This window comes from Clostridiales bacterium (assembly GCA_015243575.1).
Taxonomy (GTDB): Bacteria; Bacillota; Clostridia; order Peptostreptococcales; family Anaerovoracaceae; genus Anoxybacterium; species Anoxybacterium hadale.
The window spans coordinates 3073965-3091649 of record CP042469.1 but is presented as its reverse complement, the minus strand read 5'-3'; the positions used below and the strand labels follow the sequence as shown (position 1 = coordinate 3091649).

At 46.0% G+C, this 17685-nt stretch carries 14 protein-coding genes; all 14 read left to right on the top strand.

Annotation, left to right across the window (positions count from 1 at the left end; all coding sequences use genetic code 11):
- Window positions 1–74: 74 nt before the first annotated feature.
- The gene (locus FRZ06_13790; protein ID QOX64338.1) at window positions 75–722 is read left to right on the top strand and encodes a GntR family transcriptional regulator; all 648 of its coding nucleotides are present in this window, start codon (window positions 75–77) and stop codon (window positions 720–722) included.
- Window positions 723–1005: 283 nt separating this feature from the next.
- Window positions 1006–1902, top strand: a complete 897-nt coding sequence (locus FRZ06_13785) for a hypothetical protein (GenBank protein ID QOX64337.1) — start codon at window positions 1006–1008, stop codon at window positions 1900–1902.
- 12 nt (window positions 1903–1914) lie between these two features.
- The gene (locus tag FRZ06_13780; protein QOX64336.1) at window positions 1915–2250 is read left to right on the top strand and encodes a cupin domain-containing protein; all 336 of its coding nucleotides are present in this window, start codon (window positions 1915–1917) and stop codon (window positions 2248–2250) included.
- A gap of 11 nt (window positions 2251–2261) precedes the next feature.
- A complete protein-coding gene (locus FRZ06_13775; GenBank protein ID QOX64335.1) occupies window positions 2262–3023 on the top strand; it encodes a hypothetical protein in 762 nt (253 codons plus the stop codon).
- Window positions 3024–3140: 117 nt separating this feature from the next.
- Window positions 3141–4166 (top strand): TRAP transporter substrate-binding protein, encoded by a 1026-nt coding sequence (locus FRZ06_13770; protein QOX64334.1) that lies wholly within the window; start codon window positions 3141–3143, stop codon window positions 4164–4166.
- A gap of 70 nt (window positions 4167–4236) precedes the next feature.
- Window positions 4237–4740, top strand: coding sequence for a TRAP transporter small permease (locus tag FRZ06_13765; GenBank protein ID QOX64333.1), 504 nt, complete (start codon window positions 4237–4239; stop codon window positions 4738–4740).
- Window positions 4740–6014, top strand: coding sequence for a TRAP transporter large permease (locus FRZ06_13760; protein ID QOX65938.1), 1275 nt, complete (start codon window positions 4740–4742; stop codon window positions 6012–6014). Before FRZ06_13765 ends, FRZ06_13760 begins: the two co-directional genes overlap by 1 nt.
- 175 nt (window positions 6015–6189) lie before the next feature.
- A complete protein-coding gene (locus FRZ06_13755; protein ID QOX64332.1) occupies window positions 6190–8244 on the top strand; it encodes an FAD-dependent oxidoreductase in 2055 nt (684 codons plus the stop codon).
- A gap of 253 nt (window positions 8245–8497) precedes the next feature.
- Window positions 8498–9979, top strand: a complete 1482-nt coding sequence (locus FRZ06_13750) for an APC family permease (GenBank protein QOX64331.1) — start codon at window positions 8498–8500, stop codon at window positions 9977–9979.
- Window positions 9980–10191: 212 nt separating this feature from the next.
- Window positions 10192–11622 carry an amino acid permease gene (locus tag FRZ06_13745; protein QOX64330.1) on the top strand — a complete coding sequence of 477 codons (1431 nt, stop codon included), beginning with the start codon at window positions 10192–10194 and terminating at the stop codon, window positions 11620–11622.
- Window positions 11615–13663: a transporter substrate-binding domain-containing protein gene (locus tag FRZ06_13740; GenBank protein QOX64329.1), complete on the top strand. Its 2049-nt coding sequence runs from the start codon at window positions 11615–11617 to the stop codon at window positions 13661–13663. Before FRZ06_13745 ends, FRZ06_13740 begins: the two co-directional genes overlap by 8 nt.
- The gene (locus FRZ06_13735; protein QOX64328.1) at window positions 13626–14984 is read left to right on the top strand and encodes a sigma-54-dependent Fis family transcriptional regulator; all 1359 of its coding nucleotides are present in this window, start codon (window positions 13626–13628) and stop codon (window positions 14982–14984) included. Before FRZ06_13740 ends, FRZ06_13735 begins: the two co-directional genes overlap by 38 nt.
- A gap of 210 nt (window positions 14985–15194) precedes the next feature.
- A complete protein-coding gene (locus tag FRZ06_13730) occupies window positions 15195–16133 on the top strand; it encodes a D-alanyl-D-alanine carboxypeptidase family protein (GenBank protein ID QOX64327.1) in 939 nt (312 codons plus the stop codon).
- A 35-nt stretch (window positions 16134–16168) separates the two neighbouring features.
- Complete coding sequence (locus tag FRZ06_13725) at window positions 16169–17677, top strand: IMP dehydrogenase (GenBank protein QOX64326.1); 1509 nt, start codon at window positions 16169–16171, stop codon at window positions 17675–17677.
- Window positions 17678–17685 lie beyond the last annotated feature (8 nt).

Sequence of the window (17685 nt, the reverse complement as noted above, 5' to 3'; positions counted from 1 at the left end):
GACCAAATAATAGATGATATGATAAACGAGGATTTGATATTTTATCAAATATAGAGAGAAAAGGGTTGTTGGACATGATTTATTTGACAAAAGCAGAATATATTTATCAGATGCTCAAGGATGACATCATTGACGGAAATCTGAAGGCAGGCGAACGAATTGTCATTGCAGATGTGACTGCAAAGTATAAAGTCAGTCCTATGCCCGTCAGAGAAGCAATCACTAAGCTCGAAAAATATGGGTATGTGCAGATGGAACCGCACATCGGTGCCAGAGTGACGGCAATGGACTTCAACAAAATAAAGGAGATTATTTTGCTTAGAACCGAGATTGAACCTTTGGTAGCGAAGCTGGCTGTGCCGCATATTGATGACGTACTAATTGAAAAGCTGGAAGGTTTGCTTAGTGAAATGAAAAAGCAAATAGAGGAAGGCGACAAAATCGCTTATGAAAAATTAAATAAAGATTTTCATAACATGATTTATGCGAGAAATCCCTATCCATATATTAGCGAACTTGCTACAGAATTATGGAGCAGATCAGAAGTGTCAAAATTAATATTTAGCAAAGTTAACGACAGGCTGCAGAATTCCTTTAAAGAACATCAGCTCTGGCTGCAGGCAATCAAGGATCGCGATGCAGAAGAGGTTCAGCGGATTGTCCGAAATCATAAAGTAAATGCGTTCAAAGAATTAATCGAATTAATTGATAATAAGTCATAGCTTATTATCGGAACCTGCATTTGATATAATATCAAATGCAGGTTCCGATCAATGCCAAGCTTTATTTTTTAAATCTCATTTGATAAAATATCAAATGAGAGCCGGAGAAACTCCGGCGTTATTTTTGCAACTTATTTGATAAAATATCAAATGTTGGCAAGTATGATAAATTGGCTATTTGTCTCAATTTCTGTATTTAGGAAACGCGCTAAATTGATTCACGTTTCATTAGGGGGTGAGTGGGAAATCATATAGAAGAAGCTCGAAATAAAAGGAGGAAAAAATGTCAGTTATCGATGAATTATTGGTTGGTGCAGTGGATATGCATCAGCACCTGGGACCATCCGTCATCCCGCGCGCGCTGGATGTGGTAGATGGTGCGTTAGAAGCAGAAGCAGCAGGGATGAAAGCAATCCTTGTTAAGGATCATCAGTTTCCAAGCATGGCTTCAGCAGAGTTGGCTAGAAAAAGTTTAAAGGAAAAGGACTCTCTTCACATTGCTTCCAGCATCGTTCTCAATCATGAAGTTGGCGGGCTGAACAAAGCGGCAGTAGAAACGGCCATCAATATGGGTGTCAAGATGGTTTGGATGCCAACGATCTCCACAGAGAACCATCATGTAGAACATGAAAAGGGGGGACTCAAGTTTCCTGCTTCTAAGAAAAAGATCGAAACCAGCCACAGAGATTATATTCCGCTCCTTGGGGACACCGGAGAATTGACCAATGATGTGGTTGAGGTACTAAGAGTGATTGCCAAGGATGAGAGTGTTGTTCTGGGTGCTGGTCACGGAAGCTGCAAAGAAATCAGTGCCATCGTGGAGAAGGCATTGGAACTTGGGATCAGCAGAATTGTGGTCAATCATCCGACGTATATGATCAATGCAGACATTGAAACGATGAAAGACTGGGGATCCAAAGGTGTTTTTATGGAATTTGGTGCCTGCACATGCGACCCTCTGTCGACCATCTGCAATGCGGAGGTCTCACAGACCGTATCCGCCATTAGAGCCATAGGCGTAGATCATGTAACCTTAGCTTCCGATTACGGACAAGTGGGCAACCCACATCCGGTGGAGGGTCTGAAGCATTTTGCACAGTTATTGCTAGAGAATGGGTTTTCAATTCAGGAGCTTGAGACGATGATGAAGGTGAACCCATCTAAAATCATGGGAATTTAAAGGAGGAAATCAATGGTACATAGCGGAAATTGGAAGGATTTAAAATTAACAGCACTGCGAGAGGGTGTATCAAGGAAGGCATTTACAGGGGAAGGCGCTACTCTAGCGACAAACTATTTTAAACCCGGCCATACGCCAATGCCTCACAGCCACATCCACGAGCAGATTGCGTTGATCCTTGAGGGAGAAGCGGAATTTCATGTGGGTGATGAAGTCGTAAAGCTTTCTGAGGGAGGCTTTGTGGTAATTCCGCCGAATGTGGAGCATTATCTTCAGGTTGTGGGAGACAAAGATGTGGTGAATATGGATGTTTTCACACCCAAAAGACCCGAATACGTAGAGGAATAAGAGGCACAGAAATGATAGGGATGAAAACACTGATTCAGGAGAAGCCCTTATTTGGTACGTTTGTTAAGACCACGAGTCCTGAAATAGTTGAAATGATAGGGCTGGCTGGGTTTGACTTCATACTCGTGGATACCGAGCATTCTCCCTTTACCTACGGGCAGGTGAAAAGTCTGGCTGCTATTGCGCAGGGTATGGGAATGAAGGTTGTGGTGCGGCCTCCTGACTTTACAAGAAGCAGTCTTCAGTACTCTTTGGATCTGGGATCTGATGGTATTCAGGCTCCACAGCTTTATGACGAGACTGATGCGGCCACCATCGTATCCTTATGCAAATATCAGCCCATAGGCTCCAGGGGAATTACCTTCTCTCACAGGGCGAGCCAGTATGGCTTCTGCGATCAAAAAGCGTATGTGGATGCCGCAAATCATGATGTGTTAATCAATGTACATATAGAAACAAAGGAAGCCTTGGAACGTGTCGACCGGATTGCGGCGACGGACGGAGTAGATCTGCTGTTCCTGGGACCTGCTGATTTGTCCTACTCCCTGGGATGCGACAGCGACATTATAAACGGCGGGCTTTCAGAGGCATTTTTTACGATAAAGAATGCAGCACAACGCCACGGAAAGATGATGGGTACGCTCATTAACAGTGAAGAAAAACTGAAATTCTGCTTGGAAAACGATGTACGATTTATCGTTTGGGATACCGATCTAAACATGTTAAAAAACCAACTGCTTCAGGTTGTTAAAATGATAAAATCAAATCTCTGAAGCGTTGTATTTTGAAAGGTTCTTAATAGGTTTGTTCCATAGGAGAAACGGCAAAAATTGGATGGCTCTGGCACGGAAGTAAAACGATATAATAATAATACTGAGGAGGAAAGAAAAATGAAAAAAATGGTGAGCATTCTGCTTATCCTTGCATTGGTTCTCTCAATGACGGCATGCGGCGGAAGCAAAAACGATAATGACAGTCAAGACAATACAGGAGCAGAGGGACAATCCTACAAGCTGAATCTGGGGCATGTTACCCAGGTGACCCACCCATTCCACATCGGCGCTGAAAAGTTCGCGGAAAAAGTAGCGGAAAAGAGCAACGGAAGAATCACGGTAGAGATCTATCCGGCGAGAGCACTGGGAGATGATCGGGAGCTTCTGGAGCAGATTATGAACAATACACTGGATATGGGCGTTATTTCCGGTCCTGTTTTCAGTGCGTATACTCCCGTTATTGATACGCTGCAGCTGCCCTTCATGCTCAATACATATGATAAGGAACTTGTTGCTGTGCAGAGTGATGAAATGGGTGCAATCATGGATTCTCTGGCACAATTCAATATGAAAGGTCTGGGTGTGTTCGAGGGAGGTATGCGTCATCTGGCCAACGCAAAGAAGCCGATTACCACACCAGATGATCTGAAAGGCTTAAAACTTAGAACAACTCAGAGCGACCTTGTTATGAATGTAATCTCAACATTAGGTGGAAATCCAACCCCTATGGCTTACGGTGAAGTATATACCGGTCTGCAGACAAAAGTGATCGACGGTGAAGAAATTAATCTGACTTCCATCAGTTCGGAAAAGCATTATGAAGTACTGACCAACGTAACAGAGATGGGCTTATTTCCTTTCCCAGGGATCTGTGTTATGAGCCAGGCAAAATTTGAATCCCTGCCTGCTGAGGATCAGAAGATCATCAGTGAAGCGGCAAGCGAAGCTATGACTGAGCTGCTTGAAGAACTGCCTTCCATCGATGCAAAAGCGGTTGAAAATATTAAGGCGAACAGCAAAGTGGAAATTTTGACTGACGTGGATACAGCTCCTTTTAAAGAAAAGGTATCGACGATTCTTGAGGAGTATTCAGCGAAAGATCCATTGATCAAGAACTTTGTTGATATGGCAAAAGGACTGTAAACAATACGCGTGTGGCAGGCTGCCGGAATGTAACAAATGCTTCGGCAGTCTGAATTTAGGTGGTGAATTGATGTCTATTATAAAAAACATTTCCTCAATCATTGCAAGGGTTGGGATTTGGTTTGTCATTGCAAGCTATGGAATCATGATTGTGGTAACCTTGCTTGAAGTCTTCAGAAGGTATTTTTTCGGCCTCTCCTTTGAGTGGGCAGAAGAACTTGTTCGCTTTCTGCTGGTCAGCAGCACCTTTATTGGGGGCAGCGTTGCTTATAAAAAGGCAAATCTCGTTTTCTTTGACCTCTTGCAGAACAAATTGTCTAAACGAAATAATGATATTTTGAATATTGTAAACAGCATCATTATATTGGTATTTCTTTTTGTACTGTTGAAATTGGGTTACAGCTATATGATGAGTCCGTCCGTTCTGCTGCAGAAAAGCCCAGGTTTAGGCCTTCCAATGGTATTGCCCTACGCTGCAATTCCAACAGGTGTATTATTTATGGTTGTTTTTACCTTTGAGAATATCGGGAATCGGATCCGGGATCTGAAGAACAGGGGGGATGAGATATGCTAATCCTTATCGCGGTTGTCTTCGCGGTTCTGCTCATCATCGGGCTGCCCATCGCGTTTGTCTTAGGAGCAACGGGACTAACGCATCTTCTAATCTTGGGAAATGAAGCATTTTATCCCGTAGCAATACAAAGAATGTTCTCTGGAATTAACTCTTTCAGCTTAATGGCAATTCCATTTTTCGTTCTGGCGGGGGAGCTAATGAACCGCGGCAGAGTGACGGATAAGCTTGTAGATCTGGCCAGAGAGTGCATCGGACATAAAAGAGGAGGCTTGGCCTATACTGCTGTATTGGTAGCAATGTTCCTCTCCGCTATTCTGGGCTCCGCCAATGCTGTCTGCGCCATACTCTGCTCCGTGCTTGTTCCTGAAATGGTGAAAGATAAGTATTCGCCGGAGTTTTCCACGAGCCTGATTGCCAGTTCGGCTATCATCGGGCCGATCATTCCCCCAAGTGTCACGTTTATACTCTATGCCGTACTGGCAGGAACATCTGTCAATGCACTGTTCATGGGTGGTATTGTTCCTGGGATTCTTCTTGGAATTGGCTACATGGTTGTCATCTTTCTTACAGCAAGAAAGGAGAACTTTCCAAAGTATAAAGAGAAACTGGAACCTAGTAAGGTGGTAAAAGCAGTTGTTTATGCACTGCCCGCACTGATTATTCCGCTGGTTATCGTGGGAGGAATCCTGACTGGGATTTTCACCCCGACAGAATCCGGTGCCATTGCGTGCTTCGTAGCATTTATCGCAGGGATGTTTATCTACAAGTCTCTGAAGTGGTCGGATCTTCCGAAAGTTTTGCTGGATACTGGTATCTTAACCTCTGCCATCATGCTGATTATCGCAATGGGTAACGTACTTGGATGGACCTTAGCTATTGACCAGATTCCGCAGCTGCTATCAAGCGCCATACTTGCGATAACCGACAATCAATACATTGTCCTGGTTTTGATCCTGTTTGCACTTCTGATTATCGGCATGTTTATGGAAGCATTTGCATCCATGGTTATCTTTGTACCAGTGTTCGCCCCACTTGCCTTAGCAGTGGGAATCAACGATGTTCACTTTGGAATTGTTTTCAGCTTGATGATTTCAGTTGCGCTGATTACACCTCCCGTCGGCATGTGTCTGTTTGTAAGCTCCAACATTACAGGAGTACCCCTTGGAAAACTGAGCAGAAGTATCGTTCCGTTTGTAGTGGTCAGCTTTATCGTAGTGCTGCTCATCGCATTCATACCAAAGCTCGTGTTGTTTCTGCCTGAAATGCTCCTCTGATTTTTAACATATAATTCGTGAAACTCTCCGCTAAAAGCGGGGAGTTTTCATTTTTTGTTCCCTATTTCCAGTTGGTAAGTGACATTTCGTTGTGATATAATTCGGAATAACAAAGCGGAAATACGCAATGCAGGAAAACATGAGAGTCAAGCGACGAATGAGATAGGAGGATCCTGTGAACCATTTATTTATGGAAGGCAGAATTGGGGGTTTGGTGCTGAAAAACCGCATCATTATGACAGCAATCCACTCCGGTTTGTCCATAGAAAAAGAGACTGCATTTCTGGCAGAGCGTGTGAAGGGTGGTGCAGCTGCAGTCACTGCAGTAATGGGCGTATCCAAAACGGGAGCTCCGTTCAACATGTGTGTGTTGGAACCGGAAATCATGGAAGCACTCCGCGCCATGACCAATGAAATTCACCAGGATGCGGGAAAGCTTTTCATTCAGCTTTTTCATGCAGGGAGAAATGCCGCGAGAGGTTCCCTTGCGGACAAGGAGGCTTTGCCCATAGCACCATCTGCAATTCCGTCGCCTATTTACAAACAAGTCCCCCGAGCATTGGAGACGGATGAAATTGCAGGAATCATACAGCAGTTCGGACAGGCGGCAAGTCTTTGCAAAGCTGCAGGTGTTGACGGTGTTGAAATCAGCTGCAGTGCAGGCTACCTCTTATCTCAGTTTTTCTCTCCGCTGACCAATCACAGGATTGATGAATATGGCGGAGACGAGGAAAATCGAATGCGGTTTCCATTGGAGGTCATTCGTGAGGTAAGGCGTTCTGTGGGCAGCAATTTTCCTATCATTCTTCGTGTCTCCGCCTCGGATATGCTTGGCGGTTACGGAATCAAGGATACTATGAGGCTTCTTCTGAAGGCGGAATCCTATTTGGATGCAGTGAATGTGACGGGAGGCTGGCATGAGTCTGAAGTCCCTCAAATCTCAATGCATCTGCCGGAGGGAGGCTTCGCCTTTCTTGCCAGAGAAATCAAGCGAACCATAAAGATTCCAGTCATCGCCTGCAATCGAATCAACAATGGGGATATTGCAAGAGAAATCGTCGAAGAGGATTATGGTGATTTTGCAGGCTGTGCCAGAGCCTTTCTCGCCGACAGCGAGTTTGTAAATAAGCTGGAACGTGAAATGACCTATCGCAGGTGTATCGGCTGCAACAAAGGGTGCATTGAAAGAGTGCTGAAAATGCAGGAAGTCTCCTGCGTTTTCAATCCAGAGGTAGGAAGAGAAGGCGAGAAGGCAGGAGTTGAAGGCGGATTACAGAGAATAGAGGGACAACTGCTGAGACGGGGAGGAACGGTGCCCGGACAAGCAGGTCCATTGCAGATAAAAAAGGAGCAGAGGCGGAAAACTCTTGTTGTCGGAGGCGGGGCCGCCGGAATTGAAGCGGCGCTTCAGTGTGCCAAACAAGGTGATGAAGTGACGCTCTGCACCTCAGAAAACAAAATAGGAGGTCTGCTCCATGCCGCTTCAAAAGCGCCATATAAGGAAACCATCGCATGGAATTTGAAAGCCATGAACGATGAACTAGAACGAAGTCGAGTAAACGTAATGTGCAATCAATTGGTGGAGTCGTCCTTTATAGAATTATACAAGCCTGATTTTGTAGTGGTGGCAACTGGCAGCAGACCTGCACTGCCGCCCATTCCGGGCATCGATCAGAAGCATGTTATTACGGCGCAGCAGGTTCTGGAAGAAGGCAACCCCTTTGCACGCTTGCTTCTAAAAGGCAGCATTCTTGTATTGGGAGGCGGATCGGTCGGGCTCGAAACCGCTTTGTACCTGACGAAAAGCCTAAAGCTTCAGCAACTTGGAAGCCATTTCCTCTATGATTATGCACCACCGGAAATTCAGGAGAATTTAATCTGCGGTGGAGGAATCACCATCGTTGAGATGGGGGCGAAGATGGGTGCTGATCTGGGAGGACTCAGGAGAATTATGCTGAAAGAGCTCAGGCGGCATGGTGTTGCGTTGATCGACAATGCCAGAGTTGAACAGATCTCTGAAAAAGAAGTAACACTCAATTTGGACGGGCGAACTGTGCTTCACGGGGCAGATACAGTAATTGTAGCGGCAGGTTATGAGCCCCAAGGCCAGGTGCTCATTCAGTGGCTTGAAAAAAATGGTCAATACCCTCATTGTGTGATTGGAGATGCACAGAAGATTGGAAATATCGGCAAGGCGTTAAAGGATGCCTATGCACTCTGCCGAAGATGAGTGAAAATAGAACGTAGTTAAAATGAAATGTAAGTAATAATGAGAAAGGGGAGCGGACGGGTGTCCGCTCCCCTTTTTCTTAATGACAGGAAACTAATTTCCCAAAAAGTGAGAAAAAAATTTCTTAAATTTGCGTACTATATAGAATATTCTGATATATTCTGAGTAGTTTCAACACTTACTCAAGTTGGCACAGGATTTGCTCATAAGATAACCGTTCGAATTTATTTTAAATTATTAAGGAGGTTATTGAATGAGCAAAGAAACTGTACAACGCGAGAGCTTAAGCAAAGTTTTAAGCCGCAGAGACATCCTTGCCCTTGCATTCGGAACAATGGTCGGATGGGGTTGGGTTATGCTTACCGCCGGCTGGGTAGCCAGTGCCGGAGTCGTAGGTGCCATTATCGCATTTTTATTCGGAGCGGTTTTATGTATGTTTGTGGGAGCAACCTATGCGGAGCTGACTCCTGCACTTCCTCTTGCAGGAGGGGAACTGGTATTTTCTTACCGAGGACTTGGATACTTCTGGTCATGGTTCACTGCATGGGCCATTTGTCTTGCTTACATCGGTGTGGCGGCATGGGAGGGAATCGCTATTTCAACAGCGATCAATTATGTGGCGCCGTTCCCTCAAGCCATTGAGCTTTGGACACTGAACGGAAGCACCGTTTATCTGACCTGGTCTCTAGTGGGTATCATAGGTGCTGCAGTCATTATGGTCATCAATCTGGTGGGCATCAAGCAGTCTGCTGTATTTCAGACAGTAGGAACCGCAGGTTTGATTTTATCGGGAATCATTTTCATCACAGGCGGAGCAATTCTGGGAAGTCCCTCCAATATGGAACCGATGTTTACCGGGCTGGCTGAAGGGATTGGGCCTTGGGCTGGAATCCTTGCTGTTGCCATGATGGCGCCAGGAATGTACGTTGGCTTTGATGTAATCCCTCAGTCTGCTGAGGAAATGAATATTCCCCCCAAGCAGATTGCAAATGTCGTATTTCTCTCCATCCTGATGGGAGCCGCATGGTACATAATCATGATCGTAGCGGCATCATTGTCAGCTCCTGCCGAGATCCGGAACAGTTTCAGCGGTAGCGTTCCCGTTGCAGAAATTGCAGCTTATGCCTTTGGATCACCAGTCTGGGGCAAGATTATGATCATTGGTGCACTATGCGGTATTGTAACAAGCTGGAACGGATTTTTTATCGGCGCATCCAGAGTTATTTTCTCCATGGGCAGAGCAAAGATGATTCCTCCTATTTTCGGGAAGGTTCATCCCAAATATGGGACTCCAACTGCAGCTATCTTTTTAGTAGGGATCATCTGCATGATCACCCCGCTGATGGGAAGAAATGCACTGGTGTGGTTCGTTGATACAGCTTCCTTTGGAACAGTTGTAGCTTACCTGATGGTTGCAATTTCCTTCCTATTCATTCGTAAGAATGAACCGAATCTCGACAGGCCATATCAGGTCAAGCGCCCGATGCTCATTGGTGCAGCCGCCATTGCCAGCGCATTGTTCTTCATTGTTCTATATCTGCCTTTCGGACCAAGCGGTTTGGTATGGCCATATGAATGGGCCTTCATTCTGTTCTGGATCATTTTAGGTGTCATATTGGCAGCAGCCGGCAAGGCTTCTGTGGGACCAGTATCTGCAGCAGAAAGAGAATATTTGGTCTTTGGTGAGGAATATGCCAGGAAGGAAATTTTACAGGATTATTTGACCAAAAAATAATGAAATAAAATACAGCGTAATAAACTTTGGCTAATTTCACCGAGCCCGTACCCTGAAGCGGGTTGAAAGGAAGTCTGCCGGACAGATATGCTGCGGTTTGTAAAAATACTGCAGCATATTTTTTCATTTACGAAAAAGATACACTGTAAGTCCGGTGATTTTTGTGATTAAATGAACATAAGGAAGTGTTAATTGAAAAAGGATGTAAACTGATGCAAGAGAATAATCACAGTTTTCAAAGAGTATTAGGAAGAACCGACGTACTGACCCTGGCTTTTGGGACGATGATCGGGTGGGGCTGGGTTGTACTGTCCGGGTTTTGGACCCATGAGGCTGGAATGCTGGGCTCCCTCATCGCCTTTGCCATCGGAGCCACGGTGTGTATTTTTGTCGGGATGACCTATGCAGAGCTGACAGCAGCCCTTCCCCTGGCAGGAGGCGAGATGGTCTACGTGTACCGCGCAATGGGACATGGGATGGCCTGGCTCATCGGCTGGTCCATCTGTTTTGCCTATGTGGGCGTGGCTGCATGGGAAGGAATTGCACTGGCGACTGCAATCGATTATATTCTTCCCATTCCAAAGGTATGGCATCTTTGGGATGTGGCAGGGTATTCTGTATACGGCTCCTGGTCATTCGTTGGAATCGCAGGAGCACTGGTATTGCTTCTGCTCAACTATTTTGGAGCAAGGCCTGCGGCAATTTTTCAAGTCATGGCCACTTCTTTTCTTTTTCTCGTAGGACTTATATTTATCTTCGGCGGGATAGCCTTTGGGAATACCGAATATATGTTTTCAACAGAGATCTCGGCAAAAGGAATCATCGCAGTACTTCTCATGGTGCCCTCCATGTTTGTCGGCTTTGACGTTATCCCTCAATCGGCGGAAGAAATGAATCTCCCTCTTCGCCATATTGCGAAGGTATTTATTGTTTCCATCATTATGGCTGCAGCATGGTATTTTATGATTATCATTGGCATCAGTATCTCTGCACCCCCAGAGGTAAGAGATGCAGGAATGGTTCCGGCAGCGGATGCCATGTCCTACTGCTATGGTTCTTCTGTCTTTGGAAAAATCATGATTCTGGGTGGGATCTGCGGCATCATGACCAGCTGGAACGGCTTCATTGTAGGGTCCACTCGAATCTTGTTTGCCATGGGCAGAGCCAAAATGCTGCCTCCTTTCTTTGGACGACTTCATAAAAAATACAAGACTCCATCAGGTGCCATCATTCTGGTGGGAGGAATCTGTGTGACAGCGCCGCTACTAGGTCAGAATGCCCTAGTATGGTTCGTCAATACCAGCGCCTTCGGCTCTGTGCTTTCCTACCTCTTGGTTGCCATTGCATTCCTCGTCCTCCGACAGACGGAACCGGAGCTGGAGAGGCCATTTCGGCTGAAATATGGCAAATGGGTTGCAGCAGTGGTCATCTCCTTCTGCATTGTTTTTCTGATATTTTACATTCCCTTGGGAGGTATCTTTCTGAGGTGGCCCGGCGAATGGATGCTCATTATCCTTTGGTGCATGGTTGGGGGGGTCTTCGCGCTGCGTTCCAGGGCAGCATATCACAGCATTTCCAAGGCGGAACGGGAGCTGCTTGTATTTGGAGAGGAATATTCCAGAAAGGAATTTTTAGATGAATAGGAATATTGCTTACGGTGCTGCCATCGCCATATTAATTCTTCTTATGATGACTTATAATATCTTAAATGCAAGCGGAAAGCCGGAATGGGGAAATGAAGAGAAGTTATACGGACTGAACCCAGTACAAACGCAATGGCTGCGGGAGAAAAAAGAACTTGTCATAGGTGTTTCTGATGATTCGGCTCCACTAATCTCACTGGATGCAAGTGGGTCTGCAGAGGGACTCTTGAAGGAGTATCTGGATCGGATCAGCAGCGGATATGACATTCCCATTCAGTACCAGCTGCTACCTGTAAAGGAATTGAAAAACGCATTGGCCGACGGCAGAATCGACGCCGCTGTCACCGTCAGAGATAATACGGCTGACCAGAGCCTTGAATATACCATGCCAATGGTGAAAACGAAAGGGATCCTATTGGTCAGAAAAGAAATTGCTTCTGAACGTAATCATGCGGATCTGAAGGTTCTTATGGCAGAGGGTAGTGCTGCTCACTATGCACTCAAGAGAGAGCTGCCAGCAGAGAATCTATTGATGTGCGGGAGTATTGAGGAGGCGGCAGCCCGAGCTGCTCAGGGTGAAGGAGATGCCTTGGCCGGAAGTGAGACCGCACTTACCTTCTACCTGGGGAGGGCAGCCCTTGACAGCAGCTGGGAACGGGTCACAGGCTACATTTATGAGCAAAATGAATGCCTTGCGGTAAAGAAGGGGAATTCGGTCTTATATGATATCCTGAATCATGCAGTTTATCATGCGGACAATGAGAAAGTAATTTCCGAGCTTCAGGGGAAATGGACCGGCATTTCTTATCCTCTCTACGTGGAAAACAAGCTGGAAGGCCTTGGCATTATTATCATCATCATTTTTACTTCCGTGCTCTGTGTCTTTTTCCTGTTCTATCAGTCCAATAAAAGCCTCTATGAAGAGCTGCAGCAGAGAATGGAGCTCCTTGTGGAGAGTCAGAACGAAATGCAGACTACCTTTGATGGAGTTACCTACTATCTTGCAGAGCTAAACCGCGACGGAACGATCATCAGTATTAACAAAGCCCTCTCACAATACCTTAGAATGAAGCGTCATAAGGCTGCCGGTCTTCTATTGGAAGTGCTGCTCAATCTGGAACGAAACGAGAATGAGAAGCTTGCTGCGATAGTGGCGGAAACGTTTCGGGATGAAGAAGAAAAGGATGATGAAATCCTTGTGGGGGCCAAGATCTTTGAGATTCATACCTTCTTAATCAAGAATAATAAGGAACAGGTGCAGAAAATATTGATCATGATGGTGGATGTTACAGAGGCTAGAAGCAACGAAAGACAGCTGATGCAAAATCACAAGATGATCGCCGTTGGTCAGCTGGCTGCAGGAGTTGCCCACGAGATCAGAAATCCTCTCGGTTTGATCAGGAATTACTGCTATGTACTAAAGGAAATCGACTATAGGGATTATATCACAAGGGATGATGCCATTGCAGTCATCGAAAAATCCGTGGATAAGTCAAGCAGAATCATCGAAAATCTGCTGAACTTTTCAAGACTGTCCACCAACAAGAAAGAGCGTGTTAATCTTCAGTCTCACATCAGCGCCATTCTTGACTTGCAGCGCAGCCTGCTGGTCCATAGTAAGACCAGTCTATGCTATGAATATTTCGGGGATCATATGGCTATGGTCAATGTGGAGGCATTGGAGCTGGTTCTGATCAACCTGATCACCAATGCGGTAGATGCGATTTCTGATGAGGGTGAAATCAAAGTGTTGTGCCACCGAGACAGCGCATCGGTTCAGCTGACCGTCAGTGACAATGGCGGCGGGATTCCGCCGGAGCTGATGGATGAAATTTATAATCCGTTCTTCACCACAAAGAAGAAACGGGAAGGAAACGGACTGGGCCTATATATTGTGTATAATGAAGTACAAAAGATGGGCGGGAAAATTAAAGCGGAAAGTGAAGTGGGCAAAGGAACCACATTTTTTATCAGGATACCGATCGAGAATGGAGGGCGTCAGGATGAGCAAAAGAGGACTCAGAGTACTGGTAGTAGATGATGAGCAGGATTACTGCAATGTGATGAAGGTGATTCTCACGGCAAAAGGGCATCATACGGATGTTGCATCCACCGGTGCGGCTGCATTATCTCTGATGGAGCAGGGCGGCTATGATCTTGTGATTTCAGATCTAATGATGCCGGAAATGGATGGGAGGCAGCTGCTGCATGAGATCAAGAGCCTTTATCCCGGAACGGAAGTCATTATGATGACAGCTTACGGAAGTATTGAAAACGCAGTAGAAGCCATGCGGGATGGAGCCTATTCTTACGTTACAAAGGGAGGAAACCCGGAAGAGCTGATCAGGGAAATTGGAAAGCTTCAGGATATGCTGAGTCTGAAACTGGAAAATCAGCTGCTTAAGGAAAAGGTCTCAGTAGTGGATGCCATGCTGGAGAGCAACAATCCGGCATTTCAGGGTACGCTTTCCATCGCACGCAAGGCTGCTGTCAGTGACTCAAACATTCTGATTCTTGGTGAGTCGGGAACAGGCAAAGAAGTTTTTGCGCGGTATATTCACCAGAACAGTTCCAGGAGCAAGCGGCAGTTTATGGATTTGAACTGTCATGCCATTGCGGAGACTGTACTGGAATCTGAACTTTTCGGCCATGAAAAGGGCTCTTTTACCGGAGCTTTGAATAAGCGCATCGGCAGAATCGAAGCCGCTGATCAGGGCACCTTGTTTCTTGATGAAATCGGGGATATTCCCTTATCCATGCAGGCCAAGCTGCTGAAGACAATTGAAAACAAAAAGATCTACCGAATGGGCGGCAATGAGGAAATCGAGGTGGATTTTCGCCTTGTCACCGCCACAAATAAGGATTTGGAGCTGGAAATTGAGGAGGGACGGTTCCGGGAGGACTTTTACTACCGGATCAGCACCATTACGATAAACATCCCTCCCCTGAGGAAGCGCAAAGAGGATCTGCCTCTTTTGATTGATTATTTCTTTAAGAGATCTCAGAACGAGATGAAAAAACCCATTCGAAAAATTGACAGTCACGTAACAGATTTTCTGCTGACGTATCATTATCCGGGAAACATACGAGAACTGAAGAATATTATCGAACGGCTTGTGGTTTTATCGGAAAACGGAATTGTGGACACGGATTCCTTGCCGGTATCAGGACGGGAGGACAAAAGAAAGCAGGCAGTTGTCCTTGACCGGGGGCTTCGGGAGATCCGGAAAGAGGCAGAGCGGGAATATATACAAAGCATGCTTTTGAAAAACAACAACAACATGTCCAGAACAGCCGAAATGCTTGGAATTACTAGAAGACAGCTCTTTAATAAAATTGCCGAATACCAGCTGGACAAATAGAGGCTGGAGGCAGGGACAGTCTTGAAAAATAAGGAAAATTCATTTCGCTCCAACATGGCAAACTGCTGTTGAAAACTGACGATATTTGATGTAAAATACTTTAATACGGATTTCACATAATAAAGCTTATAGCGATTTAAAATTGAAGACAATCGGTCATAATCACCATAAAGGAATCCAAACCTTACAGATAGATAGGACAAGCCAGCCATGTTGAATGAAAAAAGAATAAAAGCATTGATCGTCGTATCCCTTTTTGTCATGGAAGCCTTTGTATGGACCTTCAATGATCCCGGAGGGGCATGGTCCCTTGGTTTTTCCGGAGGTCCTGACGGATCGCCTGGAATCATATCCAGTGAGGAAAACGGAAGTGACGGGCAAAATGAAAGCGAGAATGAAGGGACAGAGCCCGGTGGCGAACTGGGAGATCAGGAAATGCCCGGAAGTGGCACAGATTCCCCCGGAGATGCAGAACAACCGGGTGGGGGCAATGCAGTAGGAACCCCCGAAAGTGGAGCCCCAAATCAGAATCCAGGGAGCATCAATCCCGGAGAAGGCATCACGCCTATGACGGCAGAAGAAGCAAAAGCTGCCGGTGTTTTAATCCTTGTAAATAAAACACACCCCATAGACCGAGACTATAAGCCGGATGATCTTGTAAAAATAAAATATTACGCTGCGGATCGCTCCGAGGCGGGTAGATATATGAGAGCTGAGGCTGCTGAGGCTTTTCATCAGTTAGTTGAAAAAGCCGGTGCGGAGGGTATCGAGTTAAAGATGACCACTGCCTATCGTTCCTATGACTTTCAAAAGACTCTCTTCGATAATTATGTGAAAAGGGAAGGGGAGGCAGCTGCAAATAGATATAGTGCGCGGCCGGGGCAAAGTGAACATCAGACCGGTCTTTCTGTAGACGTATCTTCACCGAGTGTAGGCTATCAGCTTACGGGCGAGTATGCAAACACCACCGAGGGAAAATGGCTCGCGGAACATGCCCACGAGTTTGGATTTATCATTCGCTTCCCTCAGGGAAAAGAGGACATCACGGGCTATCTCTATGAGCCCTGGCATATCAGGTATGTTGGTAAAACCCCAGCCAAAGAGATTTATGAAGCTGGACAGACGCTGGAGGAATACCTGAAGAACTAAGAAATATTGAAGTAATAAAGGAGGATGAGAATAGAATGGCATATTATTTTAATGAACCGTCTCGTACGTTTAACGAGTATCTTCTGGTTCCTGGATATTCGTCCAAGGAATGCAGAACGGAAAATGTAAGTTTAAAGACCCCTGTGGTTAAATTCAAGAAGGGGGAACAATCAGCGATAACGATGAATATTCCACTGGTGTCTGCGATCATGCAGTCGGTTTCTGACGACAAGCTGGCGGTCGCACTGGCAAAGGAAGGTGGAATTTCGTTTATTTTTGCATCACAATCCATCGAGGGTCAAGTTGCTATGGTGAAGAGGGTAAAGGGCCACAAGGCCGGCTTTGTAAAAAGCGATTCCAACCTCAGACCAGACCAGACACTGAAGGATATTTTGGAACTGAAGCAGCAGAGCGGGCACTCAACCGTGGCAGTAACCGATGATGGAACTGCAGACGGCAAGATTCAGGGGATTGTGACCAGCAGAGACTACCGTGTCAGCAGACTGTCCATGGATACAAAGGTTGCCGACATCATGACTCCTTTTTCTTCCCTTGTATATGCCGATGAAGGAGCGACTCTCTCCGAGGCCAATGACATGCTGTGGGAGCATAAGCTGAATGCACTTCCCATCATCGATAAAAATCAGAGACTGGTCTATTTCGTTTTCCGAAAGGACTACGATTCCCATAAAGAAAATCCCAATGAACTTCTGGATGGCGGCAAGCGATACGTGGTTGGCGCCGGAGTGAACACCAGGGATTATCAAGAACGGATTCCAGCGCTGGTTGAAGCGGGAGCAGATGTTCTTTGCATTGACTCCTCCGAGGGCTTTTCAGAGTGGCAGAAGGAGACCATTTCTTATGTACGGCAGAAATACGGCGAAACCGTTAAAATCGGAGCCGGGAATGTGGTGGATCGGGACGGATTCCTTTTCCTTGCGGAAGCGGGTGCGGACTTTGTAAAAGTTGGCATCGGCGGCGGTTCCATCTGCATCACGAGAGAGCAAAAGGGAATCGGTAGAGGGCAGGCTACGGCGGTTATTGAGGTTGCTGAAGCCAGAGACGAATACTTTGAGAAAACAGGGATTTACATTCCGATCTGCTCCGACGGCGGTATCGTGTATGACTACCATATGACTCTTGCACTTGCCATGGGAGCGGACTTCCTGATGCTTGGAAGATATTTTGCTCGGTTTGACGAAAGCCCAACTAACAAGCTTAATATCAACGGGAATTATGTTAAGGAATACTGGGGAGAAGGCTCCAACAGGGCGAGAAACTGGCAGCGTTACGACCTCGGCGGCGACGGAAAGCTTTCCTTTGAAGAGGGCGTAGACTCCTACGTTCCATACGCAGGTTCGCTGAAAGACAATGTATCTCTTTCTCTGAACAAGGTGAAATCCACTATGTGTAACTGCGGCGTTCTGAGCATTGATGAAATGCAGAAGAAGACGAAGATCACTCTAGTCTCCGCTACCAGCATTGTGGAAGGCGGTGCCCACGACGTTATCCTGAAAGACACCGGCTCAAATCAGGTAAGGTAAAAAATATA